Annotated in this window: 22 protein-coding genes and 3 tRNA genes; 15 read left to right on the top strand and 10 right to left on the bottom strand. The window is 57.8% G+C overall.

The features are described from left to right. Nucleotides 1-38 precede the first annotated feature (38 nt). Nucleotides 39-212: a DUF3094 family protein gene (locus WBK23_RS10540; RefSeq protein WP_422582059.1), complete on the top strand. Its 174-nt coding sequence runs from the start codon at nucleotides 39-41 to the stop codon at nucleotides 210-212. A 63-nt stretch (nucleotides 213-275) separates the two neighbouring features. Continuing rightward, entirely contained in the window at nucleotides 276-1,574 is a 1,299-nt protein-coding gene (locus WBK23_RS10535; RefSeq protein WP_424483917.1) for an NAD(P)/FAD-dependent oxidoreductase, read from the top strand. A gap of 118 nt (nucleotides 1,575-1,692) precedes the next feature. On the opposite strand, the gene WBK23_RS10530 is transcribed toward WBK23_RS10535, so the two are convergent. The 3 genes from WBK23_RS10530 to WBK23_RS10520 form a co-directional block, all read right to left on the bottom strand. After that, a tRNA-Lys gene (locus WBK23_RS10530) sits at nucleotides 1,693-1,768 on the bottom strand. Between the two features lie 5 nt (nucleotides 1,769-1,773). Then, nucleotides 1,774-1,850, bottom strand: a tRNA-Pro gene (locus WBK23_RS10525). Between the two features lie 9 nt (nucleotides 1,851-1,859). Continuing rightward, nucleotides 1,860-1,935 (bottom strand) — tRNA-Asn (locus WBK23_RS10520). Between the two features lie 212 nt (nucleotides 1,936-2,147). Between WBK23_RS10520 and WBK23_RS10515 the strand changes: the two genes are divergently transcribed. Both WBK23_RS10515 and WBK23_RS10510 read left to right on the top strand, forming a co-directional pair. Further along, complete coding sequence (locus WBK23_RS10515) at nucleotides 2,148-4,505, top strand: DUF1631 domain-containing protein (RefSeq protein ID WP_424483916.1); 2,358 nt, start codon at nucleotides 2,148-2,150, stop codon at nucleotides 4,503-4,505. A gap of 9 nt (nucleotides 4,506-4,514) precedes the next feature. Continuing rightward, nucleotides 4,515-4,850, top strand: a complete 336-nt coding sequence (locus WBK23_RS10510) for a PilZ domain-containing protein (RefSeq protein ID WP_424483915.1) — start codon at nucleotides 4,515-4,517, stop codon at nucleotides 4,848-4,850. Nucleotides 4,851-4,918: 68 nt separating this feature from the next. Here WBK23_RS10510 and clpB read toward each other — a convergent pair whose 3' ends face one another. The 3 genes from clpB to rluD form a co-directional block, all read right to left on the bottom strand. Further along, the gene (gene clpB / locus WBK23_RS10505; RefSeq protein ID WP_424483914.1) at nucleotides 4,919-7,483 is read right to left on the bottom strand and encodes an ATP-dependent chaperone ClpB; all 2,565 of its coding nucleotides are present in this window, start codon (nucleotides 7,481-7,483) and stop codon (nucleotides 4,919-4,921) included. A 169-nt stretch (nucleotides 7,484-7,652) separates the two neighbouring features. Next, on the bottom strand, nucleotides 7,653-8,378 hold the full coding sequence (pgeF, locus tag WBK23_RS10500) for a peptidoglycan editing factor PgeF (protein ID WP_424483913.1): 726 nt from the start codon (nucleotides 8,376-8,378) through the stop codon (nucleotides 7,653-7,655). 11 nt (nucleotides 8,379-8,389) lie between these two features. Continuing rightward, on the bottom strand, nucleotides 8,390-9,364 hold the full coding sequence (gene rluD, locus WBK23_RS10495; protein ID WP_424483912.1) for a 23S rRNA pseudouridine(1911/1915/1917) synthase RluD: 975 nt from the start codon (nucleotides 9,362-9,364) through the stop codon (nucleotides 8,390-8,392). 148 nt (nucleotides 9,365-9,512) lie between these two features. Here rluD and WBK23_RS10490 point away from each other — a divergent pair, with 148 nt between their 5' ends. From WBK23_RS10490 to WBK23_RS10475, 4 genes are all read left to right on the top strand, one after another. Further along, nucleotides 9,513-10,496, top strand: coding sequence for an outer membrane protein assembly factor BamD (locus tag WBK23_RS10490; protein ID WP_424483911.1), 984 nt, complete (start codon nucleotides 9,513-9,515; stop codon nucleotides 10,494-10,496). A 151-nt stretch (nucleotides 10,497-10,647) separates the two neighbouring features. Next, the gene (locus WBK23_RS10485) at nucleotides 10,648-10,890 is read left to right on the top strand and encodes a PP0621 family protein (RefSeq protein WP_424483910.1); all 243 of its coding nucleotides are present in this window, start codon (nucleotides 10,648-10,650) and stop codon (nucleotides 10,888-10,890) included. Next, the gene (locus WBK23_RS10480; protein ID WP_424483909.1) at nucleotides 10,880-12,469 is read left to right on the top strand and encodes a sensor histidine kinase; all 1,590 of its coding nucleotides are present in this window, start codon (nucleotides 10,880-10,882) and stop codon (nucleotides 12,467-12,469) included. Before WBK23_RS10485 ends, WBK23_RS10480 begins: the two co-directional genes overlap by 11 nt. 2 nt (nucleotides 12,470-12,471) lie before the next feature. Then, nucleotides 12,472-13,809, top strand: coding sequence for a sigma-54-dependent transcriptional regulator (locus WBK23_RS10475; protein ID WP_424483908.1), 1,338 nt, complete (start codon nucleotides 12,472-12,474; stop codon nucleotides 13,807-13,809). A 39-nt stretch (nucleotides 13,810-13,848) separates the two neighbouring features. Here the strand turns inward: WBK23_RS10475 and thiO are convergent, their stop codons facing one another. Then, nucleotides 13,849-14,931 (bottom strand): glycine oxidase ThiO, encoded by a 1,083-nt coding sequence (gene thiO / locus WBK23_RS10470; protein WP_424483907.1) that lies wholly within the window; start codon nucleotides 14,929-14,931, stop codon nucleotides 13,849-13,851. A gap of 90 nt (nucleotides 14,932-15,021) precedes the next feature. Between thiO and WBK23_RS10465 the strand changes: the two genes are divergently transcribed. The 7 genes from WBK23_RS10465 to WBK23_RS10435 all read left to right on the top strand — a co-directional run bounded on the left by WBK23_RS10465 (nucleotide 15,022) and on the right by WBK23_RS10435 (nucleotide 22,546). After that, nucleotides 15,022-15,531, top strand: coding sequence for a GspH/FimT family pseudopilin (locus tag WBK23_RS10465; RefSeq protein WP_424483906.1), 510 nt, complete (start codon nucleotides 15,022-15,024; stop codon nucleotides 15,529-15,531). 175 nt (nucleotides 15,532-15,706) lie between these two features. Continuing rightward, complete coding sequence (locus tag WBK23_RS10460; protein WP_424483905.1) at nucleotides 15,707-16,216, top strand: GspH/FimT family pseudopilin; 510 nt, start codon at nucleotides 15,707-15,709, stop codon at nucleotides 16,214-16,216. 13 nt (nucleotides 16,217-16,229) lie between these two features. Beyond that, nucleotides 16,230-16,808, top strand: coding sequence for a type IV pilus modification protein PilV (gene pilV / locus WBK23_RS10455; protein ID WP_424483904.1), 579 nt, complete (start codon nucleotides 16,230-16,232; stop codon nucleotides 16,806-16,808). Then, the gene (locus WBK23_RS10450; RefSeq protein ID WP_424483903.1) at nucleotides 16,805-17,632 is read left to right on the top strand and encodes a PilW family protein; all 828 of its coding nucleotides are present in this window, start codon (nucleotides 16,805-16,807) and stop codon (nucleotides 17,630-17,632) included. Before pilV ends, WBK23_RS10450 begins: the two co-directional genes overlap by 4 nt. Further along, nucleotides 17,629-18,294, top strand: a complete 666-nt coding sequence (locus WBK23_RS10445; protein ID WP_424483902.1) for a pilus assembly PilX family protein — start codon at nucleotides 17,629-17,631, stop codon at nucleotides 18,292-18,294. The genes WBK23_RS10450 and WBK23_RS10445 overlap by 4 nt, the downstream gene beginning before the upstream one ends. 11 nt (nucleotides 18,295-18,305) lie before the next feature. Continuing rightward, nucleotides 18,306-22,124, top strand: coding sequence for a pilus assembly protein (locus WBK23_RS10440; protein ID WP_424483901.1), 3,819 nt, complete (start codon nucleotides 18,306-18,308; stop codon nucleotides 22,122-22,124). Beyond that, nucleotides 22,124-22,546, top strand: coding sequence for a type IV pilin protein (locus tag WBK23_RS10435; protein ID WP_424483900.1), 423 nt, complete (start codon nucleotides 22,124-22,126; stop codon nucleotides 22,544-22,546). Before WBK23_RS10440 ends, WBK23_RS10435 begins: the two co-directional genes overlap by 1 nt. A gap of 48 nt (nucleotides 22,547-22,594) precedes the next feature. On the opposite strand, the gene ispH is transcribed toward WBK23_RS10435, so the two are convergent. From ispH to lspA, 3 genes are all read right to left on the bottom strand, one after another. Next, nucleotides 22,595-23,539, bottom strand: coding sequence for a 4-hydroxy-3-methylbut-2-enyl diphosphate reductase (gene ispH / locus WBK23_RS10430; RefSeq protein ID WP_424483899.1), 945 nt, complete (start codon nucleotides 23,537-23,539; stop codon nucleotides 22,595-22,597). Nucleotides 23,540-23,627: 88 nt separating this feature from the next. Then, complete coding sequence (gene fkpB, locus WBK23_RS10425) at nucleotides 23,628-24,080, bottom strand: FKBP-type peptidyl-prolyl cis-trans isomerase (protein ID WP_424483898.1); 453 nt, start codon at nucleotides 24,078-24,080, stop codon at nucleotides 23,628-23,630. After that, entirely contained in the window at nucleotides 24,073-24,582 is a 510-nt protein-coding gene (gene lspA / locus WBK23_RS10420; protein ID WP_424484026.1) for a signal peptidase II, read from the bottom strand. Before lspA ends, fkpB begins: the two co-directional genes overlap by 8 nt. Nucleotides 24,583-24,589: the final 7 nt, after the last annotated feature.

The following is a 24,589-nucleotide window of genomic DNA, read 5'->3' as shown; positions in this document are numbered from 1 at the left end:
ACTTCAGCCCGCCATCGACACCCCTATTCGAGGCTTCTATGTCCAGCCGCCTGAACCCTGATGATCAAAAACGCGTCGAGCAATACCTAAGTGCTCCGCAGCATCAGGTTGAACGCCAGCCGTTCAAGGTCTGGCGACTGCTGCTGATCATCGTGATCGTCGTGATCGGCCTCGGCGTGCTGAGCCGTCTTCTGAGTCGACTGGTGCTATGAGCTGCCTTGCGCTCGCCCAGAGCGACTCACCGTCTTTCCTTAAAAGCCTTGTGAGCGTGTCTAATGACTCATCAAATAGTAATTGTCGGCGGCGGTGCCGGCGGATTGGAACTTGCCACCCGCCTGGGTAGAACCCTGGGTAAACGTGGCCAGGCCAAGATCACCCTGGTCGACGCCAACCTGACCCACATCTGGAAACCGCTGCTGCATGAGGTAGCCGCCGGTTCACTGAACTCCTCGGGCGACGAGCTGAACTACGTGGCCCAGGCCAAGTGGAATCACTTCGAGTTCCAACTGGGGCGGATGTGTGGTCTCAATCGCGGCGAACGGCGCATCAGCCTGGCCGCCACCCTGGACGATGCTGGCCAGCAGCTGATGCCTGCGCGTGAACTGAGCTATGACAGCCTGGTGATCGCGGTCGGCAGCACCACCAATGACTTCGGTACCCAAGGCGCCGCCGAACACTGCCTGTTTCTCGATACCCGCGCCCAGGCCGAACGCTTCCATCGTCAATTGCTCAGTCACTACCTGCGCGCCCACGCCAGCCAGAGTGAAACCACCGAGCTGATTGACGTCGCCATCGTTGGCGCAGGTGCCACGGGCGTCGAACTGGCGGCCGAACTGCATCACGCCGCCCACGAACTGGCAGCGTACGGGCTGGATCGTATCCGCCCGGAAAACATGCGCATCACCCTGATTGAAGCCGGTCCGCGCGTGCTGCCCGCCCTGCCGGAGCGCATTAGCCAGCCGGTGCACAAGACCCTGGAGAAGCTCGGGGTAACCGTACTGACCAGCTCATCTGTCAGCCAGGTGACCCACGACGCCCTGCACACCGCCCAGGGCCAGGTCATCCCCGCCAGCCTGAAAGTCTGGGCGGCCGGCATTCGCGCACCGGGTTTCCTGAAGGACCTGGACGGCCTGGAAAGCAACCGCATCAACCAGCTGCAGGTGCGCCCGACCCTGCAGACCACCCGCGATGACAACATCTTCGCCTTTGGCGATTGCGCCGCCTGCCCGCAACCCGGCAGCGAGCACAATGTGCCGCCGCGTGCGCAAGCCGCCCACCAGCAAGCCTCACTGCTGGCCAAGGCCCTCAAGCTGCGCATCGACGGCAAGGCGCTGCCGGAGTATCGCTACCGCGACTACGGCTCACTGATCTCGCTATCGACCTTTTCTGCGGTCGGCAACCTGATGGGCAACCTGACCGGCAGCGTGATGCTCGAAGGCTGGCTGGCGCGGATGTTCTACGTGTCGCTGTACCGCATGCACCAGGTCGCCTTGTACGGCATGACCCGCACCCTGCTGATGATGCTGGGGGATCGCATCGGCCGCAGCACCGAGCCCCGCCTGAAACTGCATTGAGCCACGCGCGGGCAAGGTCACACCTTGCCCGCCACCAGTACATAAGCAAGAAGCACTAAATCGCAGGCAATAAAAAACCCGCACTAGGCGGGTTTTTTACTTTCAAGCTTGCTTGAAATGGTGGGTCGTGTGGGATTCGAACCTACGACCAATTGGTTAAAAGCCAACTGCTCTACCAACTGAGCTAACGACCCAAAAATGGTCGGGGTAGGGGGATTCGAACTCCCGACATCCTGCTCCCAAAGCAGGCGCGCTACCGGACTGCGCTATACCCCGATGAAAGATTGGCTCCGCGACCAGGACTCGAACCTGGGACCCAATGATTAACAGTCATTTGCTCTACCGACTGAGCTATCGCGGAACTACTTGCTTCCTTTCTCAGAAACCGGAACCGGTTGTTAAATCGTTTCCCGTGTCTGAGGCGCGCCATTTTACGTTTCCGCGCGCGCCTGTCAACCCCTTAAATTGCTTTTAGTACAATGATTTGCAGCTGCGCGAGCGGCTGCTATATCTTCCCTATGTCTGTATACATTGCAGGACGCACCAGCCATACGGCTTCAGCCAGGAAAGTCCATGAGTAACCAGGGCATACCACCAAACCCACCCAGCTCGGTGCAGACCCTCGCCACCAGAGGCATCCAACCTCGCTTTGGCGAACTGGTGCAAAGCTGCCGCAAACTGGTGATGAACCGCTTGGCCGAGCACCTGACTGGGGTCTTTGCCCAGGTCGACGACACCCTGTTTGAATGCGCGGAAAAAGCCGAGAACAATCAGGTGCAGACCCTGTTCTTCGACAACATGCGAGAAATCCGCAAACAGCGCCCGCAGATCGAACGCAGCTATCACCAGCAGATCGCGCAGAATTTCTCCGACTTCCTCGAAGGCAAACTCAAGCCGCCCGCCAACACCAGTGAATTGGACGCCGAGCAACTGGCCCTGGTGCAGAACGAGGACTACGAAGAAAGCCTGCAAGTCACCAATATGGTCAGCCGGGTCAAGGCGCGCTGCGCGCAACCACTGTTTGCCCTGGAACAACGCCTGGCTCTGCTGAACAACGGACAGAAGCTGGGCGAGGACATCAACCCCTTCGGTCCGCAGATGATCGCCCAGGCGTTTCGCGACGCCCTTGCCCCCTGCCCGTTTCCGCTGCGGATAAAGGTCATCCTTTATACGCTGTTCGACACCCACGTCATGCACAGCCTGGACAGCATCTATGCCGCGCTGAACCAACGACTGATCGATGCCGGCGTGCTGCCCAATCTCAAGTACAGCGCCCAGCGCAATGCCGAGCCGGCACGCCCACGCAGCAGCGCGCCGGCTACAGAGCCCGCAGCCGACAACGCCGCAACCGCATCGCCCGCTACGGCGCAACACCTCACTGGCCAGCCGGGCAACGCAGGCAGCCCTCGCGCTGCCGCTGGCGACCTTAGCGGTCCGCCACCCAGCGATCCGCTGGAGCTGCTCGGCAACCTGGCATCGCTGCTCGGCGAACACCGCCAGCGCGATATCGACGCGCCCCTACTGGGCGGCACCCGCAGCATTGCCAGCTTCACCCCGCGTGACGCCACGCGCACCTACAGCGCCTCGGCACTGCTCGATGCGCTCAACCGCATGCAGCAGCAGTCCGCCAGCGACCTGTCGCAGCGCCTGCATCGCCCGCAACAGGTAGAAGGCCTCAAGGCCGACCTGCAGCAGCAGCTGGAAGCGCACAGCGACATGCCGGGCCAGCACAAGGTTTCCGATCAGGAAGCCGACGTGATTGACCTGGTCGGCATGCTGTTCGACTTTATTCTCGACGATGAGAACCTGCCGGACAGCTGCAAGACCACCCTTTCGCACTTGCACACGCCCTACCTGAAAGTCGCCCTGCAGGATAAGGCACTGTTTACCCAACACCATCACCCCGCGCGCCGCCTGCTCAATGCCATGGCCCAGGCCGGCGTGCTGTATGGCGGTGAAGGCGATGAGCGCGGCCTGCTGGCCAAGATGCAATGGGTGGTCGAACGGGTCATTCATGACTTCTTTGGTGACCTGCAACTGTTCGAGGGCCTGCTGGAGGAGTTCAACGAATTCGTTGCCACCCTCAGGCACAAGGTCGAACTGCGCGAGCGCCGCGCCGTGGAGGCCGCCAAAGGTCGCGACAAGCTGCTCGGTGCACGCCAGCATGCCGTCGAGGTGGTTGCCAACTGCCTGAGCAACCGTCAGCCGCCAGCGATCATCCGCAACTTCCTTGAACTGACCTGGGCCGACGTGCTGGTGTTCGTGCTGCTGCGTAATGGCGAGCGCAGCCCCGAGTGGCAGCGCGCCTGCGAAGCCGCCGAACAACTGGCCTGGAGCGGCACCCTACTGGATGAAGCCGGCCGCGAACGCCTGCAAAAACTGCGCGTACCGCTGCTCGAAGACCTGCGCAAGGGCCTGGAGCTGCTCGGCGGTTACCACGAAGACGGCATCCGCCGCCTGCTGCAAGACCTGGTGGCCTGCCAACACGCCGTGCAGGCCAAGCAACCGCAAGTGGCCGCGCAACTCAAACCGAACCTACCGGAAAGCCCACTGGGGGCCATGCTCGGCGAAGATGCCGCACTGGCGACCCTGGCCCCGCGCGAATCGACCCTTTCGGCCCGCGCGCAGGCGCTGGCCAAGGAGCTCGGCCATATCGAATTCGGCACCTGGTTCGAGTTCGTCAACGGCGAGCAGGTGCGTACGCTGAAGCTGTCCTGGTTCAGCCCGACCACGCGCAACTACATGTTTGTCGACCAAAGTGGCCAGCGCGTAGCGATCAAACCGCTGACCCAGTTAGCCACCGAAATGGAGCAGGGTCTGGCGCGTATCGTCACCCCTGACCGCGGAGCCCCTCTGGTGGACCGCGCCCTTACCGCTATTTACCGCGTGCTGCAGCGCTTTACCGGGCGCACGGCCGAGACCCAAGAATAAGGAACTCGTATGGATGACGAACGTCGCCTGCACAGCCGGCATCACGCGGAATTGCAGCTGGAAGTCTTCGAGCTGCACTCAGGGCAGCGCCTGGGCCGCGTGGTGGACCTTTCCGCCGATGGCTTCATGCTGTTCAGCGACACGCCGCTGACGGCCGATGAGCTGGTGGAATGCCGCCTGGTCAGTGAACAGGTGATCGACGGGGTCTGCGAAATAACCCTCGGGGCCGACTGCCTGTGGAGCCGCCCCGCCGCCGACGGCGAGCATTGCTGGGCGGGCTTTCACATCATCGACCTGGCCGAAGACCAGGCCGCCGCCCTGGATGTGATGCTCAAGCACATCTAGAAATCGAATAAAAAACACCCCGCTCGGCGCAAGCCGTCGCGGGGTGTTTTTATGCCACCAGCAGATCCTTAGTTGAAGACGATGGTGTCGCCCTCGACCCGCCCAGTGACGCTGCTGCCAGGGCCGAACTGCCCCGCCAGGATCAGCTGCGCCAGGGGGTTCTCGATCCAACGCTGCACCGCCCGCTTCAGCGGCCGCGCGCCGTAGACCGGGTCGTACCCCACGGCAATCAACTTGTCCAAGGCCTCGTCAGTCAGCTGCAGAGTCAACTCACGCTCAGCCAGACGCTGACGCAGGCGGCCCAGTTGAATCTGCGCGATGCCGGCGATCTGTTCACGGCCCAGCGAGTCGAACACCACCACCTCGTCGATGCGGTTGATAAATTCCGGACGGAAGTGATTGCTCACCGCATCCATCACCGCCGCGCGCTGTGCCTCGCGGTCGCCGGCCAGCTCCTGAATCTGCGCCGAACCGAGGTTGGAGGTCATCACGATCACGGTGTTCTTGAAATCCACAGTGCGTCCGTGGCTGTCCGTCAGGCGGCCGTCTTCGAGCACCTGCAGCAGCACGTTGAACACATCCGGGTGAGCCTTCTCCACCTCATCCATCAGCACCACCGAGTACGGCTTGCGGCGTACCGCTTCGGTCAGGTAACCGCCCTCCTCGTAGCCGACATAGCCCGGCGGCGCGCCAATCAACCGCGCCACCGAATGCTTCTCCATAAACTCGGACATATCAATGCGCACCAGCGCCTCCTCGGTGTCGAAGAGAAACTCGGCCAGCGCCTTGCACAGCTCGGTCTTGCCCACCCCGGTCGGCCCGAGGAAGAGAAACGAGCCGCTCGGTCGATTCGGGTCGGACAAGCCGGCGCGGGAACGCCGCACCGCATTGGCCACGGCCACCACCGCCTCGTCCTGACCGATCACCCGCTGATGCAGCAGGCCTTCCATCTTCAGCAGCTTGTCGCGCTCGCCTTCGAGCATCTTGCTCACCGGGATGCCAGTCCACTTCGAAACGACTTCGGCAATCTCTTCCTCGGTGACCTTGCTGCGCAGCAACTGGTTCTCGGTCTTGCCGTGCTGGTCGACCATCTGCAGGCTGCGCTCCAGATCCGGAATGATGCCGTACTGCAACTCGGCCATGCGCTGCAGATCCGACTTGCGCCGCGCGGCTTCCAGCTCCTGGCGAGCCTGTTCGATCTTCTGCTGGATCTGCGCGGAGCCCTGCACCTCGGCTTTCTCCGACTTCCAGATTTCCTCCAGGTCGGCGTACTCGCGCTCCAGGCGGGCGATGTCTTCGTTGAGTTTTGCCAGGCGCTTGATCGCTGCCTCATCGTCCTCTTTCTTCAGCGCCTGGGCTTCCACCTTGAGCTGAATCAGCCGGCGCTCCAAACGATCAAGCACTTCCGGCTTGGAGTCGATCTCCATGCGGATGCGGCTGGCCGCCTCGTCAATCAGGTCGATGGCCTTGTCCGGCAACTGGCGGTCGGTGATATAGCGGTGCGACAGCTTGGCCGCGGCGATGATCGCGCCGTCGGTAATGGCCACCTTGTGGTGCACCTCATAGCGCTCTTTCAGGCCACGCAGAATGGCGATGGTGTCCTCTTCACTTGGCTCGTCGACCAGCACTTTCTGGAAGCGTCGCTCCAGCGCCGCGTCTTTCTCGATGTACTGGCGGTACTCGTTGAGCGTGGTCGCGCCGACGCAGTGCAGCTCGCCACGGGCCAGCGACGGCTTGAGCATATTGCCGGCATCCATCGCGCCCTCGCCCTTGCCGGCCCCGACCATGGTGTGCAGCTCGTCGATAAACAGGATGACCCGTCCTTCCTGCTTGGACAGCTCATTGAGCACCGACTTGAGGCGCTCCTCGAACTCACCGCGGAACTTGGCGCCGGCGATCAGCGCGCCCATGTCCAGCGACAGCAGACGCTTGTCGCGCAGGCCATCCGGCACTTCACCGTTGACGATGCGCTGAGCCAGGCCTTCGGCGATGGCAGTCTTACCCACGCCAGGTTCACCGATCAGCACTGGGTTGTTCTTGGTGCGGCGCTGCAACACCTGGATGGTGCGGCGAATTTCATCATCACGACCAATCACCGGATCGAGCCTGCCCTCTTCGGCGCGCTTGGTCAGGTCGACGGTGTATTTATCCAGTGCCTGGCGGTTTTCCTCGACGTTCGGGTCATTCACCGCATCGCCGCCGCGCAGGTTGGCCACCGCATTTTCCAGGGCCTTGCGGCTGACACCCTGGCCCAGCAGCAGCTTGCCGAGCTTGGTGTTCTCATCCATCGCGGCCAGCAACACCAGCTCGCTGGAAATAAACTGGTCGCCCTTCTGCTGCGACAGGCGGTCGGCCTGGTTGAGCAGGCGCGCCAGATCCTGCGACAGGTTGATGTCGCCGGACGGATTCTGGATTTTGCCGAGCTGGTCGAGCTCTTTGCCCAGCGCCTGGCGCAGGCTGTTGACCTCGAAGCCCACCTGCATCAGCAGCGGCTTGATCGAGCCGCCCTGCTGTTCAAGCAGCGCCTGCATCAGGTGCAGCGGTTCAATTGCCGCATGATCGAGGCCGACGGCCAAGGATTGCGCGTCGGATAGCGCGAGTTGCAACTTGCTGGTTAAACGATCGATACGCATAAACACTCATCCCTCACGGTGAAGGCAGGCCGGCGCGCTGAATCACGCCTGTGCAGAAAGCCTGCTAGATGAAGAGTAGATGAGGTCGATTGTGCGGGTTTCAAGCCAGGCGGCGTTGACTTGGGTCATTGACCGCCGGCCTGCACCGCGAGATGAGCGGCGGAAAGGCTCAGCTGCCCAGCCAGATCAGACTGGCAAAACGCCCGGTTTGCGCCGAACGGCGGTAGGAATAGAAGCGCGGATCACTAAAGGTACAGAAATCGCCGCCGTACACCGCATCAATCCCACGCGCAGCCAGACGGACACGCGCCAACTGGTAGATATCGGCGATAAATTTGCCTGGATTCTGACTGGGCTTGAATGCCTCCGCCGCCTGAGCATGTTGCGCGACAAAGGCTTCACGCACCTCGGCACCGACCTCGAAGGCCTGCACGCCGATGGCCGGACCGAGCCAGACCAGCACCTGATCCGCTGGCAGCGCCAGACTCTCCAGCGTCGCCTCCAGCACTCCGCCGGCCAAGCCACGCCAACCGGCATGAGCCGCCGCCACGCGGGTACCGGCGCGGTCGCAGAACAATACCGGCAAACAGTCGGCAGTCATCGCAGTACAGGCCACACCCGGTTTCACCGTCCAGCTGGCATCGGCCTCAAGCACCTGCCCAGGCTGCGCCTCGACCACGTCGATGCCGTGCACCTGGCGCAACCAGGCCGGCTTGCAACCGAGCAAGCTGACCAGGCGCTGGCGGTTCTTCAGCACCGACTGCGGCTCATCGCCAACATGGTCACCCAGGTTGCAACTGTCGAACGGCACAACACTGACACCGCCACTACGGGTGGTGACACAGGCTTTCACGCGCGCCGGGGCGGGCCATTGCGGGGTTAACCAATCATGCATAAGGCGGGCGCTCAACCGATAAATGCCTCGCGATCCTGACGCAACAGCGTCAGCAACCAGACAAAATCATCCGGCAATGGCGACTGCCATTTCATCCGTTCACCGGTAATCGGATGGTCCAATTCAAGGAAGCGCGCGTGCAGAGCCTGGCGCGGAAACTCCTTGAGGCTTTGTACCATAGTCAGGTTGGCAGCCGGCGGAATACGGAAACGCCCGGCGTAGACAGGATCACCCACCAGCGGATAACCGATATGACTCATGTGTACGCGAATCTGGTGAGTACGCCCGGTTTCCAGCTTGACCCGCGCATGGGTATGCGAGCGGAAACGCTCAAGCACGCGGTAATGACTGACCGCGGGCTTACCGCCATCGCTCACCGCCATGCGCTGGCGCTGCGAGGAGCTGCGGCCGATCGGGGCGTTGATCTTGCCGCCCGAGGTGATCACGCCAATCACGATGCATTCATAGATGCGGCTGACCGAGCGTTTCTGCAACTGGTCGACCAGGCGGGTCTGCGCCTCGATGGTCTTGGCCACCACCATCAGCCCCGTGGTGTCCTTGTCCAGGCGATGAACGATGCCAGCACGCGGCACGTTGATGATGTCCGGCACATGGTGCAGCAAGGCATTGAGCAAGGTGCCATCGGCATGCCCGGCAGCAGGATGCACGACCAGGCCGGCGGGCTTGTTGATCACCAGGATCTGCTCGTCTTCGTAGACGATATCCAGCTCGATATCCTGGGCAATCCACTCACCCTGGGCTTCCTGCTCGGCCTTCAGCGCCAGCAGCGAGCCACCGTGAACGATGTCACGCGGGCGCAGCACGGCACCATCGACGGTCAGCAGACCCTCTTTGATCCAGGCAGACAGACGCGAACGCGAGTGCTCGGCGAACAGGAGTGCGGCAACTTGATCGAGGCGTTGACCGCCCATTTCATAGGGCACCTCGGCGTTCAGTTCTATGGTCTGCTTATTAATAGAGGACATGCTCGGCAACAGAGGGGGGCGTAGCCTTTGGTTTCAGCTACACGCTTGTGGTTAAATACGGCGTCTTTGCCCCAGGTGTACCGGGGGCGCTCATCATAACAGGACGGCTTTGCTCAAGACAGCCGCCGTCACAGGGACGCAAGCCGCCATGCAAGTGAAACACCTGCTGCTGATCGCAATCCTCGCCCTCACTGCCGCCTGCTCGTCAAAAGAGGTAGTCGACGAAAATCTGAGCGAGACCGAACTGTACCAGCAGGCACAGGCCGATCTGGACAACAAGAGCTACACCAGCGCAGTGGCCAAGCTCAAGGCCCTGGAGTCGCGCTACCCGTTTGGCCGCTATGCCGAGCAAGCCCAGCTCGAGCTGATCTACGCCTATTACAAGAACGTTGAGCCGGAAGCCGCCAAAGCCGCAGCCGATCGCTTTATCCGCCTGCACCCGCAGCACGCCAACGTCGATTACGCCTACTACCTCAAGGGCCTGTCGTCCTTCGACCAGGACCGCGGCCTGATTGCCCGCTTCGTTCCGCTGGACATGACCAAGCGCGACCCCGGTGCCGCCCGCGACTCCTACAACGAGTTCGCCCAGCTGACCAGCCGCTACCCGACCAGCCGCTACGCGCCAGACGCCAAACAGCGCATGATCTACCTACGCAACCTGCTGGCCGCTTATGAAATCCATGTAGCCCACTACTACCTGACCCGTCAGGCCTATGTCGCCGCCGCCAACCGCGGTCGCTATGTGGTGGAGAACTTCCAGGAAACCCCAGCCGTCGGTGATGGCCTGGCGGTCATGACCGAAGCCTACCAGCGCCTGACTCTGGACGAACTGGCGGCCACCAGCCTGGAAACCCTCAAGCTCAACTACCCGGACCACCCGAGCCTGGTCGACGGCAACTTCGTGCCACGTGAAGAGGAAGCCGATACCCGCTCCTGGATGGCCAAGGCCACCCTGGGCCTGATCGAAACCGACACCCCACTGCCGCCGGGCGAAACCCGCGCCAGCCAGGACGTGATCAAGCAGTACGAAGACGCCGAAGAGCTGATCCCGGACGAACTGAAAGCCGAAGCCGCCGATGAGCAACCCAAGCGTTCCTGGTTCAGCTACATGACCTTCGGGCTGTTTGACTGAGTCAGCGCACGACTGCATGCATGGGAGGCCTCGGCCTCCCTTTTTATTGGCCGTTTCAAGCGGGGACACACTGCACAGCGCAGCGCATCCGCACTGTGCTCACACCGGCGGGTTAGCTAAACTGCCCGCTTACTGACACGAAGAGAGCGCCATGGGTCTGTTCCGCTTGCTGTTCTGGGTTGCCATCATTGCCGCCGCATTCTGGCTGTGGCGGCGCATTACTCGCCCGGTGCCACGCCCCACGCAACAGCAACCGCCAGACACCGCCGTACCCATGGTGCGCTGCCAGCACTGTGGCACCCACGTGCCCCGCGAGCAGGCACTGGCCGATAACCAGCAGTGGTTCTGCAGCCAGGCTCACCGCGAACTAGGCCCCAAATCCAGTGGGCGCTGACCTCTCCCTGAGCGGCGAGCAAAGCTGGCGCATCCTGCGGCTCTACCATCTTTACCGGCTGGTCATCGGCATTACCCTGGCGCTGCTGGTCTCCAGCGACCTCGACAAGCAACTGCTGGAGCTCGCGCACCCGGCGCTGTTTCGCAACGGCAGTTGGCTGTATCTGGTTCTCAACGTTCTGATCATCGCCACCGTGCGCCGACCCAAGCGCCTGGCCCAGGTATTCAGCCTGGCGCTGGTGGACGTGATTCTGCTGTCCGGCCTGTTCTACGCCGCCGGCGGCACCCCCAGCGGCATCGGCAACCTGCTGATCGTCGCCGTAGCCATCGCCAACATCCTGCTGCGCGGGCGTATCGGCCTGCTGATTGCCGCCGTCGCCGCGATCGGCATGATCTATCTGACCTTCTACCTCAGCCTCAGCCGCCCGGCGGCTGCCGCCCAGTACGTGCAGGTGGGCGCGTTTGGCGCGCTGTGCTTTGCCGCCGCGCTCTTTGTGCAGGGATTGACCCGCCGCCTGCAGGTCAGCGAAAGCCTGGCCGAACAGCGTGCCGCCGACGTGGCCAATCTGGAAGCGCTGAACGCGCTGATCCTGCAACGCATGCGCACCGGCATCTTGGTGCTGGATGAGTTGCACCGGGTGCTGCTGGCCAACCAGGGTGCCAACCACCTGCTGGGGCATGCCGACCTGACCGGCAAGATCCTCGATCCGCACTGCCCCGAACTGATCAAGCGCATACAGCAATGGCTGCACAACCCCAGCCTGCGCCCCGCCAGCCTGCAAGCCGCGCCAGACGGGCGTGTGCTGCAGCCGAGCTTTATCGCCCTGCAACGCGGCGAGCATAAACACACACTGATCTTCCTCGACGACATTTCACAGATCGCCCAGCAGGCGCAACAGCTCAAGCTCGCCTCGCTCGGCCGCCTGACTGCCGGTATCGCCCATGAGATCCGCAACCCCCTGGGTGCAATCAGCCACGCCGCACAATTGCTGCAGGAATCCGAAGAGCTGCACGGACCGGACCTGCGCCTGGCGCAGATCATTCAGGATCACTCGCGCCGGATGAACCTGGTGATCGAGAACGTTCTGCAGCTGTCACGCCGACGTCAGGCCGAACCCCAACTGCTCGATCTGAAATACTGGCTGCACCGCTTCGCCAGTGAGTTTCGCGGCAGCGCCGCGCCAGGCCAGACCCTGCATCTGGAAACCACCGGCGGCACCATTCAGACCCGCATGGATCCGCATCAACTCACTCAGGTGCTGAGCAACCTAGTAGAAAACGGCATGCGCTACAGCGCGCAGAAGCACAAGCGCGGCCAGGTCTGGCTGACCCTGTTCCGCGACCTGGATAGTGAGCTGCCGGTACTCGAGGTGCTCGACGATGGCCCAGGCGTTGCCGAAGAGCAGCTGCACCACCTGTTCGAGCCGTTCTACACCACGGAAAACAAGGGCACCGGCCTCGGCCTGTATATTTCCCGCGAGCTGTGCGAAAGCAATCAGGCCCGCCTCGACTATAAACTTCGTGAAGGTGGTGGCAGCTGCCTACGCATCACCTTCGCCCACCCGCGCAAACTGAGCTGACCATGACCCGCCAGAGAGCCCTGATCGTCGACGATGAACCCGATATTCGCGAACTCCTGGAAATCACCCTGGGACGGATGAAGCTCGACACCCGCAGTGCACGCAACGTCAAGGAAGCCCGCGAATGGCTGGCCAAGGAGCCCTTCGACCTGTGCCTGACCGACATGCGCCTGCCCGATGGCACCGGCCTGGAACTGGTGCAGCACATCCTGCAACGCCATCCACAAGTACCGGTGGCGATGATCACCGCCTACGGCAGCCTGGACACGGCCATCAACGCGCTGAAAGCCGGGGCATTCGACTTTCTGACCAAACCGGTCGACCTCGGCCGCCTGCGTGAACTGGTCGCCGCCGCCTTGCGCCTGCGCAGCGCCAATGGCGAAGAACTGCCGGTGGACAGTCGCCTGCTCGGCGATTCACCGCCGATGAAGGCCATGCGCAAACAGATTCTCAAGCTGGCGCGCAGCCAGGCACCGGTGTACATCAGCGGTGAGTCCGGCAGCGGCAAGGAACTGGTCGCCCGCCTGATCCATGAGCAAGGCTCACGCGGCGAGCAACCTTTTATCCCGGTCAACTGCGGGGCCATCCCCACAGAGCTGATGGAAAGCGAGTTCTTCGGCCACAAGAAAGGCAGCTTTACCGGGGCCATCGAAGACAAGCAAGGCCTGTTTCAGGCGGCCAACGGCGGCACCCTGTTCCTCGACGAAGTCGCCGACCTGCCGTTAGCCATGCAGGTCAAGCTGCTGCGCGCGATTCAGGAAAAAGCCGTGCGTGCCGTCGGCGGCCAACAGGAACTGATCGTCGACGTGCGCATCCTCTGCGCCACCCATAAAGACCTGGCTGGCGAAGTCGCGGCCGGGCGCTTCCGCCAGGACCTGTACTACCGCCTCAACGTCATCGAGTTACGCGTCCCGGCCCTGCGCGAGCGCCGCGAGGACATCGCCCTGCTGGCCGACATCATGCTCAAGCGCCTGGCCGACGGCACCGGCTTAAGCCCGGCCAAGCTGGATGACGACGCCTTGGAAAAGCTCAAGAGCTACCGCTTCCCCGGCAACGTGCGCGAACTGGAGAACATGCTCGAACGCGCCTACACCCTGTGTGAGGACGACCGCATCACCACCAGCGACCTGCGCCTGGCCGACAGCGTTCCCATCAGTGAAAACGGCGAAGTCAACATCGCCCAGATCGACAATCTGGAAGACTACCTGGAGGCCATCGAGCGCAAACTGATCATGCAGGCCCTGGAAGAAACCCGCTGGAACCGCACGGCGGCGGCGCAACGCCTGGGCCTGAGCTTTCGCTCGATGCGCTATCGCCTGAAAAAACTGGGGATCGACTGATTGCATGAGCTGGCAGCCTGCCCCGCAGGTCTCCAGCCATCAACCCAAACGCCCGGCCGGCGCATAGGGCGCTGGATCGACAATCGGCGCACGCCCCAACATCAAGTCTGCCAACAGCTGGCATGAGGCCGGTGCCAGAACCAAACCATTGCGGTAGTGCCCGCAGTTCAACCATAAGCCGTCATGCCCAGGCACTGGCCCGATAAAGGGGATGCCCTCAGGCGACCCCGGGCGCAACCCCGCCCAATGCCCCACCACCTCGGCCTCGGCCAGCGCCGGCAACAGATCGACCGCCGATGCCTGCAAACTGGCCAGCGCCTGCTCGGTCGGCGTCTTGTCGAACCCGGCATGCTCCAGCGTACTGCCTATCAGAATGTGCCCGTCGCGCCGTGGAATGGCGTAGCGCCCCTTGGCCAACACCATCGCCGGCAGAAAGTCTTCGGCGCACTTGTACAGAATCATCTGCCCCTTGACCGGCACCACCGGCAACTCGATGCCAAGCGTCTTCATCAGCTCGCCGCTCCAGGCACCCGCGGTGAGCACCACCTGATCGGCGTGCATATCGCCATTGGCCGTGCGCACACCGGTGACCCGCCCACCCTCACGAATAAAACCCGTGACCGCGCATTGTTCGTGCAAGGTGACATTCGGCATCTGTTGCAGCGCCGCACGCAGCGCCTTGACCAGACGCGGGTTGCGCACATTGGCCACATCCGCCATCTGCAACGCCCGGCCAAAACCATTCGCCAACGCCGGCACAGCACGTTCCACCGCCGCCACCTCGACACGCTTTAGCGGCCGCTGCTCACGCTCCGCCCAGGCCAGCGCCTTGGCCTCGTCATCCAGATCCAGCCAATACAGCCCGGTGACATAGACCTCAGGGTCGATTTGCGTTTGCGCCAACAACTGCTCACCCAACCGCGGATAAAAATCCTGCGACCAATGCGCCAACGCCGTCACCGCCGGACTGTAGCGCCACGGATAAAGCGGCGAGACGATGCCTCCGCCGGCCCAGGAGGACTCAGTACCGACCTGTAATTTCTCCAACACAACAACTGCCTGCCCCACGCCGCCCAAGCGTAGAGCCGTGAGCAACCCCATCACACCCGCACCAATGACCATTACATTTTCCAAAAACTCTCCTCGGCTCTAGATGCTGAGCTATAACCAAATTTCGAAATGGATTCGAATAACCACAAAAAGGACGACCTCATGAATGACATTAAAAAGCAAGTAGGATTCACCTTGCCAGAGCTACTCATCGCACTGACGCTGTTCGCACTAGTAGCTAGTCTCGCAGCGCCGGCATTTATGCGCCTTATAGAGCGAAATCGAAACCAAGCCGCAATGCATGAAATCCATGCACAGCTGCAACAAGCACGTACCCAAGCAGTGCTAAGAAAGGAAGACATTGAGTTATGCCCAAGTCAAAACGGGTCGCAGTGCACCCTAGACTGGGAGGACTGGTGGCTAATGCGACTACGCAACAATAATAAGCAACTCCACTATGCTGCACCGCACTCAGGCATAACCAAGCTTCGCTGGACCGGCTTTAGCAGCATTATTCGCTTCCACAGCAACGGAACAAGCCCCATCAGTAACGGCCGGTTTTACATATGCGAACAAGGACGTATCACCTTACAGATCGTACTCAACCGACAAGGCAGAATACGCTGGGCAAATCCTTCTGAGAATCGCCGAGAAAGTGAGCGCTGCCTTTAGCCCGGCCAGGGGAGGGTGCAAAGCACCCTCCCCTATGATTCAGCCCCTTGCAAAGCGCCCCTTTAACTCGTAGACAGCCAGTTATCCACCAAGAGTAGCCGGCCATCCCACAGAACGAGACAGCTGCCCTCCGCAAAAGCGATGATCTTAATCACAAGACCAATTGGAGCGCAGCATGTCCCGCATAGGCAGTACACAAGGCTTTACGATCGTAGAAATGATGGTCACTGTTACCTTAGTTGCCATTGTTGCGGGCATAGCAGTACCTAACTTTGCTCAATTCATACGTAATAGTCAGCTACAAGCAAAAGCAGAGGAACTAAAAAGCTTTTTACTACTAGCGCGCAATGAGGCCATTAGCAATAGAGCCCAGGTACGATTAGTTTTCAGCGCCAACACCCCTTGGGAAATTCAACGCCCTGGAAAATCTAATGAAGTAATACACACGTTAGAGTTCAACTCAGCCAAAGCAAACCTTGTCGCGATGAACGCAAATGACGCTACAATTTCTGAGCTTCTCTATCGACCTAGCGGCATAGTCAGTGCTGCAGCACGTCTAACCGTTTGTAACGACAACACGGCTGAAACCGGTTACCTGATCACAATTGCGTCAAATGGCAGCATACACTTGCATCCAAAAGGAAAAGAAGAAGACAACATTACGGCCTTAGCGGATTGCGATTAACAAGGAGCCTACTTTGAAAAGTAAAAATGGTTTTAGCCTAATAGAAGTTCTAGTCACCTTGGTGCTGGTAACCACTGGAGTTCTAGGCATGGTCGCGATGCAAGGCCGCAGCATCCAGTACACTCAAGAATCTGTACAACGTAACGCCGCAGTTGACTTGACTAACCAACTGATAGAAATAATGAGAGCAAACCCCCAGCTAATCTTTGACAACTTTCCACCGGCACAACCTGCAAGTAGCGACCTGCTAGATGACTCCATATTCTACAAAAAGAAAGGCCATGCTTTTTCTCCAGCCCCAGTAACACTAGCTGATGGTGCCTGCATGGCACCCGACACACCACAGAAACAGAGAGATTGCTGGCTAGAGCAAGTAAAGAGCAAATTACCTAATGCCGCAGCACTCATTAATGAGCATCTCTATATCTGCCGCAGCCCAGAGCCAAGCAGCACGAGCGCTCCAAATTGCGATGACAGCAAAGGCTCAACACTTGAAATCCAACTACCATGGAATGTTAAGCCCGGGGGCTGCCCCGATGATCGTGCCCCGAATGAAACAACTTGCATCTACCGCACCCGGATTGAATTATGAACAGAACAGCCCACCACCAATATGGGGCCAAACAAATCGGCCTTTCAATCATTGAGCTAATGATTGCACTTGCTCTAAGCAGCTTCCTCATACTTGGTATTACCCAGATATACATCGACAACAAAAAAAATTACATTCATCAGCAAAATCAAGCAAACAACCAAGAAAACAGTCGATTCTTAGTTATGATAGTTGATAGCTACCTCAACAAAACCGGCTACCGCAGGGCTCCCTTCCAACTCCAAGAGGATGCCTTTAAGAAAATACCAGAATCTACAGACTGTGAAGAGTTCCAAAAGGAAGCATCTATAACCAAAGCGAAAGGAGGGCTTGGCATATGCATTCGCTACCAACCTCTCGTTAGCCAAGAGCTTGACTGCACAGGCCAACAGACACCTGCATTTGATGACAGCAAAGCCTACAGCATAACCAACAACGCAATAGTAATGACCTTACGCTACAAGCCAAATGCGAATCTTGAAGGCACGCTAGAGTGCAAAGTAGGCGATGAAAGCGCAGAACTATTGAAAGGCATTGCTGACTTTCGTATGGAGTTCGCCATTGGAACAACTCTTGACAAGAAAGTAGACGCCATAATACCAGCAGACACTTGGACAACTGCAGATGGAAACATATTACAAGTACGGTACTCCGCACTCATGTCCAGTGGCGTCAACCAGCGCAGCTCAGATGACTCAGCTGCACTCGATATGTGGAAAAAAGATGCCAGTGCCGCCGAAATAACCAGACTCAGCGCCGCAGATAAAAAATACCTCTACCAACTCGCCAGTAGCACCGTGGCCATGAGGAACCTAATGCCATGAAATCGATGACATACAATAAAGAAAATGGCGCGGTACTCATCATCGCACTGGTAATGCTACTAGTGATAACCGTCCTAACGGTTACCAACATGCGCGAAACAACCCTAGAGGGCCGCATGACTGCTAACAGAATGGAAAACCAGCAATTAATAAACGCTACCGAGTCAGCCATTCGCGAAGCAGAGAAGCGCTATTATGGCCCGGGCAACATCCGCGACAAAGTTGAAGCAAACATCGAGAACTGCAGGAAAGAAAACTTATACCGGAAGGTCGGCAACAAACCATGCCTTATACAAATTGCCGACCTAGCAAATCCAACGAATTACAACCTTTCTGTGAACAACTTCCTCTTAGACCCTATCTCTTACATTAAAAGCAGCTCGGCTCACAACAACTGGACTGGCTCATTAACAGATAGCGCAGGTAATGACTCCTACATACCTTGGATGCCATATCGCGGCACCTCACCAGGCGACACAACCAAGCTCGAAACCAATGCCTACTGGAATACAGCACTAATAGATTCTGTTGGCATAAATGCTGAGTATGGTGACGCCCAAGAAGGCAAAGGCACCTATTACTACCTGGTTACCGGCCAAGCCAAAGACCAGCTAGCTATACAGTCTACGATCGCCAACATTTATCTCGGCCTGAACAACTAAGAGGCTATCACATGAACATGCAAAATATTAGAAGTCCGCTAGCGACCTTACTCACAACAGTCAGCTTACTTGTAGCTGTCGTAATAGACACTCAAGCTGCCGTGTCACAAAGCCCGCTAAGTCTAACCGTTGGGGTGCCGCCGAACCTAATCCTTACACTGGATGATTCAGGCAGCATGCGCTGGGCATTTGTCCCCGACAATATAAATGGCATCGGCGCTACTCGCCGTGCAAAATCGCCAAATTTCAACCCCATGTACTACAACCCTAGCGAGACCTATAAAATACCGCCACGCTTCAACACTGACGGCACACCATCGGCCACGCCATTCACCACCAGCCTCAGTCTTGCATACAATAACGGGTTCGACACAGGCCGCGGCTCATATAATTTGTCCACGGGTTATCGGGCCACCTGGAGTTACGACCCAACCGGTACGCTACCGAGCACAACTGCTTATGGATACAGCAGCACATCTAATAGGTTCGCCGAGAACCCTACCCCTGACTATAATTTTTCAACCTCATTTAACTGGGTAGGTGCCGGCACATCTCCGCCCTTCACAATAAACAATATAGTTTTCACCGTAACACGAACAACCACCGGCTCCAACTGCACCGTAAACATAACTTCCGCAAACATCTACACCACAAAAACATGTAGCAGAACAAACAACACCTATACAATCACCACTAACAATGCAACACAAGCAGGCGTCGCTGCGTATTACTACCTATTCGATGCATCGCTACCCAGCTGTACAACAACAGTTGCCAACCAAGCAACCGATGACAACTGCTATCGCCGAGTACAAGTCAGCAGCACGTCAGGAGTGGTTCGCGCAAACGACCCAACAGCAGGCACTGACGAACGCCAGAATTTTGCAACTTGGTACTCTTTCTATCGCAATCGTGCACTCGCAACCGTCAGCGCCGCGAGTATTGCCTTTGGCGAACTGCCTGCGTCCACTCGAATCACATGGCAAGGACTTACGACTTGCGCGCAACCCAACACCGCAGCCAGCTGCAATAGTGGTGACAACCTCTTCCGTGAGTACAGTCAACCACAACGCGGGAGACTATTTAACTGGATGCAAACACTTGGCTTCCCAGGCGGCACACCTTTGCGTGCAGCGCTGGATAGAGCGGGAAATTTTTTAACCACAGATACTGCATGGCACAAATTCCCGAACGCGACCGGAAACAATACTGAAAACACTTACGCGTGTCGGCCAAGCTACCATATCCTGATGACTGACGGCACATGGAACGGCGCCAACGGCACTCCAGCCACCACACTGCGGCCAGACCATAGCAACTTCAACCTACCAGACGGAACAAACTACAACGGCACTCGCGCGCCCTATGCGGGCAGCACCACGAATACACTTGCAGATTTGGCCATGCACTACTGGTCAACAGACCTGAAAAGCACTCTAGACAATAGACTTAAACCTTTTGTCATCGACAAAAGCGGCACTGAGCTTCAGAATTTTTGGAACCCTCGCAACAATCCTGCGACCTGGCAACACATGGTCAACTTTACCGTTGGTCTTGGCTTAACCGCGGGCCTTAAACAAAGTGGACTGGAGTGGGACTCTAATTTAGGGACATTTGGCTCGCCTAGCTATACAGGCTTAGCAAACGGTACTATTGCATGGCCTGCACCGGCAGCAGACTCCGCGAATAACGTTTCCGACCTATGGCACGCGGCAATTAACTCTCGCGGCGAGTTCTTCAGCGCAGACAGCCCCGAATCTGTAGTTCAGGCGTTTTCTGACATTATGTCGCGTATTGCCGAGCGTAGATCTGTAGCTGCCAAGCCCGCAGTAAACTCTGGGCAACTCGTCGAGGATGTTGTGGATGGCACGAAAGTTATCACCGTGTCGTACCAAACCTCCTATGCCAGTGACGACAACTGGTCTGGGGACTTAAAACGCACAGAGAAAGAACGGATTTACAATCCAACAACCGATGAGTACGAAGACAAGTTCACAGAAAAATGGAGCGCTAAAGATAATCTACCATCTGAAAGCACTCGTAACATCACCATTAAAGGCACCACTGCAAATGGTTTGCAGCCTTTTATTTGGGCCAACGCCGGCAGCACTAGCACTGTAGGCACTCTGGCTAACTTGTTGAGCCGAGACCCTGAGAATGGCAATGTTATCGACACAAAGGGAGAGGCGCGCCTGAACTATCTTCGTGGCACGCGAGCCAACGAAGGCACAACATTCCGCACCAGAACCTCTGTACTCGGCGATCTATATTCATCTAGCCCGGCAGTAGTTTCTGGCCCACGTTATTTGGTTGGTTTTGCGAATCGGCTTGAGGCCAACACTGCATATTCGACCTTTGCAACCTCGCTCACGAGCCGCACTCCTCGCATCTATGTGGGCGGCAATGATGGAATGCTGCACGGTTTCAACGCCACAACAGGGATAGAAGAATTCGCTTTCGTACCAACGGCTGTTTTCGCAAAACTCAATAAACTCACTGGAAAAAACTACAGCCATGAATTTTATGTAGATGGCTCTCCGACAGTTGCTGATGTTTTCAACGGTACAGAATGGCGAACGATATTGGTCGGCACGTTGCGCGCAGGCGGAAAAGGAATATTTGCACTCGACATCACAACACCCGGTAGCGAAAAGTTGCTATGGGAGTTTGATGATGCATCTATACCCTTGGCAAACACCGTAAAAATGGGGCACAGCTTTTCACAACCAACCATCGCACGACTACACACCGGAAAATGGGCTGTAGTATTCGGCAATGGATATGAAAGTGCTAATCACACTAACGGCAAGGCAGGACTTTTTATTGTTGATGCATTCAACGGACTCTTGCTAAAAAGCCTCGAAGTTACTGGAGCGGCCAACACACCTAACGGTCTTTCCACACCAAAACTGTCCGACTATAACGGCGACGGTGTCGCGGATTACGCCTACGCAGGAGATATTCAAGGAAACCTGTGGCGCTTCAATTTACTACGCGATGGTCGCGACCCTAGCGATCCATTTACAACAGTGGACGATGCCACTTCAGCAATAGACCAATTTAAAGTCTCTTATGGAGCCAAACCATTATTTAAAACCGTCTCAGCGAGCCCAGAAAAACCCCAATCAATAACATCAGCCCCATCACTAGTTCTTCACCCTAGCGGCACTGGGTATCTCGTTATATTTGGCACAGGAAAATACTTTGAAGATACGGACAAAGATGGAGATAAAAGCATCGCTCAAAGCATATATGCCATCTGGGATACAAAAACTCGCGGTGAAGCGACAAGCGAAACAACTATCGCCAGGGCAAATCTTGCAACACAGAAAATAGATAGCCAAATCACTGGCGTCGATGAAGCAGGAGCTACTGCGCCTGCACGAACTATCTCTAGCAACGACGTGCAATGGCTTGACACCAACGGCAATGTCGCAAAAAACGGCTGGGTGCTTGACCTGAAAGCTGGCGCAACACTGGATGGCGAAATGATGGTGGAGAATATGTCCATACTAGGCAGAACGCTGCTCTTCCAGACGCTTATTCCCAATAATGATCCATGCGCAGACGGTGCCAGCAATTGGACCTACGCAATAAATCCATTTACTGGCGGGAAAACATCACACCATCCATTTGACTTCAAAGATGTAACCAACCCAAACATCCCACAAGTTGTTTCAGCAATCAGGCAAGATGGAGAAGGTGGGCTAACGGTTTCACAAAAACCCGACAGCAAGTTTGAGGTTTGCACTGGCCAAACCTGTATAGATGTAATCCCTGACCCATCAAGTATTGGCCGACAAACCTGGCGACCAGTAGAGGAACAATAATGAACCCAACGCTTAATAGACAAAAAGGATTTACACTGGTTGAGATCATGGTGGTTGTCGCGATAATTGGCATTATTGCGACAATCGGATACCCCAGTTATGCAGAATACGTCCAGCGCGGTAACCGCACGGAAGGCCAAGCCCTGCTGAATGAAGCCTCTACAGCCCAAGAGCGTTACTACGCACAAAACTACGTATATATAACCAACATGGCAGATATAAACAAACTCAAGATTCGCCTTACAACAAGCACAGGGAAATACAGATTAAATATAGGCACCACTGCAAATGACGGCGGCTATACACTCACAGCAATGCAACAGTTCAATGACCTAAGATGCGGCAACCTCACATTGACGGCAACAGGTACCAGAGGCCGAAGTGCATCGGGAGGAAAAACAATCGAGGAGTGCTGGCGCTAAAGGAAAACCTAATGAGTCTATTTTTCTAAATAGGCTCATTGGCAAAAGCTACAACTGCTTAATCCGCAGCTCTTTCGGCATCGAAAACGTCACATTTTCTGGCCGGCCTTGCAGTTCTTGCGCGCCAGCTACGCCCCACCCGCTTAGCTGCTGGATAACGCCCTGCACCAGTACTTCTGGTGCAGACGCGCCAGCGGTAATGCCAATGCCGGCAACACCTTCAAACCATTCAAACTTCAGGTCTTCAGCCCCATCAATCAGATAGGCAGGAGTACCCATACGCTCGGCCAGTTCGCGCAAACGGTTGGAGTTGGAGCTGTTGGGGCTGCCGACTACAAGCAGCACATCGCATTCGGCAGCCAGCTGTTTGACGGCATCCTGGCGGTTCTGGGTGGCATAACAGATGTCGTCTTTGCGTGGGCCGCCGATAGAGGGGAATTTGGCGCGCAGGGCGTCGATCACCTTGCTGGTGTCGTCCATCGACAGGGTGGTCTGAGTGACGAAGGCCAGCGCCTCTGGATTGCGCACTTCAAGTGCGGCCACATCCAACTCGTCCTCCACTAGGTAGATTGCACCGCCATTGCTGGCGTCGTATTGGCCCATGGTGCCTTCGACTTCCGGGTGGCCTTCGTGGCCGATCAGGATGCATTCGCGCCCTTCCCGGCTGTAGCGCACCACTTCCATATGCACCTTGGTCACCAGCGGACAGGTCGCATCGAAGATCTTCAGCCCCCGCCGCTCAGCCTCGGTGCGTACGGCCTGGGAAACGCCATGGGCACTGAAGATGACGATAACGTCGTCAGGAATCTGATCCAGCTCTTCGACAAATACCGCGCCGCGCGAACGCAGGTCTTCGACCACAAACTTGTTGTGCACCACTTCATGGCGCACATAAATCGGCGGGCCGAACACCTCCAGCGCACGATTGACGATTTCGATAGCGCGGTCGACGCCGGCGCAGAAGCCGCGGGGATTGGCGAGTTTGATATACATGGCGGGTATCTCGGCGGTTAACCTTGCAGGCTAGTGTACGGCTCGGCCGCACGCGCAGGTCAAGCAATCTGCGGGAACGGGCTGCGCCTTAGAGCGCCTTGACCTCGATGATTTCCACATCAAAGCTCAGCGCCTTGCCGGCCAGCGGATGATTGAAATCGATGGTCACCTGGCTGTCGTCAAAGGCTTTGACCACACCAGGAAGCTCGGCATTGGCGGCGTCATTGAAGATCACCAGCAAGCCTTCAGACAACTCCATATCCTGGAACTGGCTGCGTGGCATCACCTGCACATTCTGCGGGTTACCTTGACCAAAGCCTTGCTCCGGACTGATCGACAGGCTGCGCTTGTCGCCCGCCTTGAGGCCGTAGATAGCCTGCTCAAAGCCTGGCAGCAGGTTGCCATCGCCAACCTTGAAGGTGGCAGGCTTTTTATCGAAAGTGCTGTCGACCACATCGCCGTTGTCCAGCTTGAGGGCGAAGTGCAGGGTAACTTCCTTGTCCGGGCCGATACGCAGCTCTTGGAGGAGAGAGTCAGTCATGGGCGGTTTCTCCGGACTTTTCACTTTTGAACATATCCAACGCCAGCAGGATGGCCCCGCCGGTGATTGCCATATCGGCGACATTGAACGCCGGGAAATACCAGCGATGCTGCCAGTGCACCAGAATGAAATCGACCACGTGGCCAAACAGCACACGATCCACCAAGTTACCCAGCGCACCGCCAAGCACCAGCGCCAGCGCTACGGCCAGCCAGGTCTCAGTCGGTTTCAAGCGTTTGAGCCAGACCACCAACACCGCGCTGACGGCCACCGCAATCGCGGCGAAGAACCAGCGCTGCCAGCCTGCTGCATCCGCCAGGAAGCTGAATGCAGCGCCTGTGTTGTAGGCCAGGGTCCAGCTGAAGTAATCCGGGATGATCACGATCTGCTGGTACATGCTCAGGTTGTTGTCGAACCAGAACTTGCTGGCCTGATCGATCACAAACACCAGCAGGCTCAGCCACAACCAGGACAAACGGCCGAAACGACTGGCGTTAGGCATGCCGTTA

The organism is Pseudomonas sp. (assembly GCF_049653025.1).
Classification (GTDB): Bacteria; Pseudomonadota; Gammaproteobacteria; order Pseudomonadales; family Pseudomonadaceae; genus Aquipseudomonas.
The sequence above is the reverse complement of the archived record's forward strand: the minus strand, read 5'-3'. Positions and strand labels throughout refer to the sequence as shown.

Coding starts and splice junctions, on each gene's coding strand:
- WBK23_RS10510 (WP_424483915.1), top strand. CDS start 4,515: ATGGATGACGAACGTCGCCTGCACAGCCGGCATCACGCGGAATTGCAG.
- WBK23_RS10440 (WP_424483901.1), top strand. CDS start 18,306: ATGAACATGCAAAATATTAGAAGTCCGCTAGCGACCTTACTCACAACA.
- pgeF (WP_424483913.1), bottom strand. CDS start 8,378: ATGCATGATTGGTTAACCCCGCAATGGCCCGCCCCGGCGCGCGTGAAA.
- fkpB (WP_424483898.1), bottom strand. CDS start 24,080: ATGACTGACTCTCTCCTCCAAGAGCTGCGTATCGGCCCGGACAAGGAA.
- WBK23_RS10450 (WP_424483903.1), top strand. CDS start 16,805: ATGAACAGAACAGCCCACCACCAATATGGGGCCAAACAAATCGGCCTT.
- WBK23_RS10475 (WP_424483908.1), top strand. CDS start 12,472: ATGACCCGCCAGAGAGCCCTGATCGTCGACGATGAACCCGATATTCGC.
- WBK23_RS10485 (WP_424483910.1), top strand. CDS start 10,648: ATGGGTCTGTTCCGCTTGCTGTTCTGGGTTGCCATCATTGCCGCCGCA.
- WBK23_RS10535 (WP_424483917.1), top strand. CDS start 276: ATGACTCATCAAATAGTAATTGTCGGCGGCGGTGCCGGCGGATTGGAA.
- WBK23_RS10465 (WP_424483906.1), top strand. CDS start 15,022: ATGAATGACATTAAAAAGCAAGTAGGATTCACCTTGCCAGAGCTACTC.
- WBK23_RS10460 (WP_424483905.1), top strand. CDS start 15,707: ATGTCCCGCATAGGCAGTACACAAGGCTTTACGATCGTAGAAATGATG.
- clpB (WP_424483914.1), bottom strand. CDS start 7,483: ATGCGTATCGATCGTTTAACCAGCAAGTTGCAACTCGCGCTATCCGAC.
- WBK23_RS10445 (WP_424483902.1), top strand. CDS start 17,629: ATGAAATCGATGACATACAATAAAGAAAATGGCGCGGTACTCATCATC.
- WBK23_RS10540 (WP_422582059.1), top strand. CDS start 39: ATGTCCAGCCGCCTGAACCCTGATGATCAAAAACGCGTCGAGCAATAC.
- thiO (WP_424483907.1), bottom strand. CDS start 14,931: ATGGTCATTGGTGCGGGTGTGATGGGGTTGCTCACGGCTCTACGCTTG.
- WBK23_RS10515 (WP_424483916.1), top strand. CDS start 2,148: ATGAGTAACCAGGGCATACCACCAAACCCACCCAGCTCGGTGCAGACC.
- rluD (WP_424483912.1), bottom strand. CDS start 9,364: ATGTCCTCTATTAATAAGCAGACCATAGAACTGAACGCCGAGGTGCCC.
- WBK23_RS10435 (WP_424483900.1), top strand. CDS start 22,124: ATGAACCCAACGCTTAATAGACAAAAAGGATTTACACTGGTTGAGATC.
- ispH (WP_424483899.1), bottom strand. CDS start 23,539: ATGTATATCAAACTCGCCAATCCCCGCGGCTTCTGCGCCGGCGTCGAC.
- lspA (WP_424484026.1), bottom strand. CDS start 24,582: ATGCCTAACGCCAGTCGTTTCGGCCGTTTGTCCTGGTTGTGGCTGAGC.
- WBK23_RS10490 (WP_424483911.1), top strand. CDS start 9,513: ATGCAAGTGAAACACCTGCTGCTGATCGCAATCCTCGCCCTCACTGCC.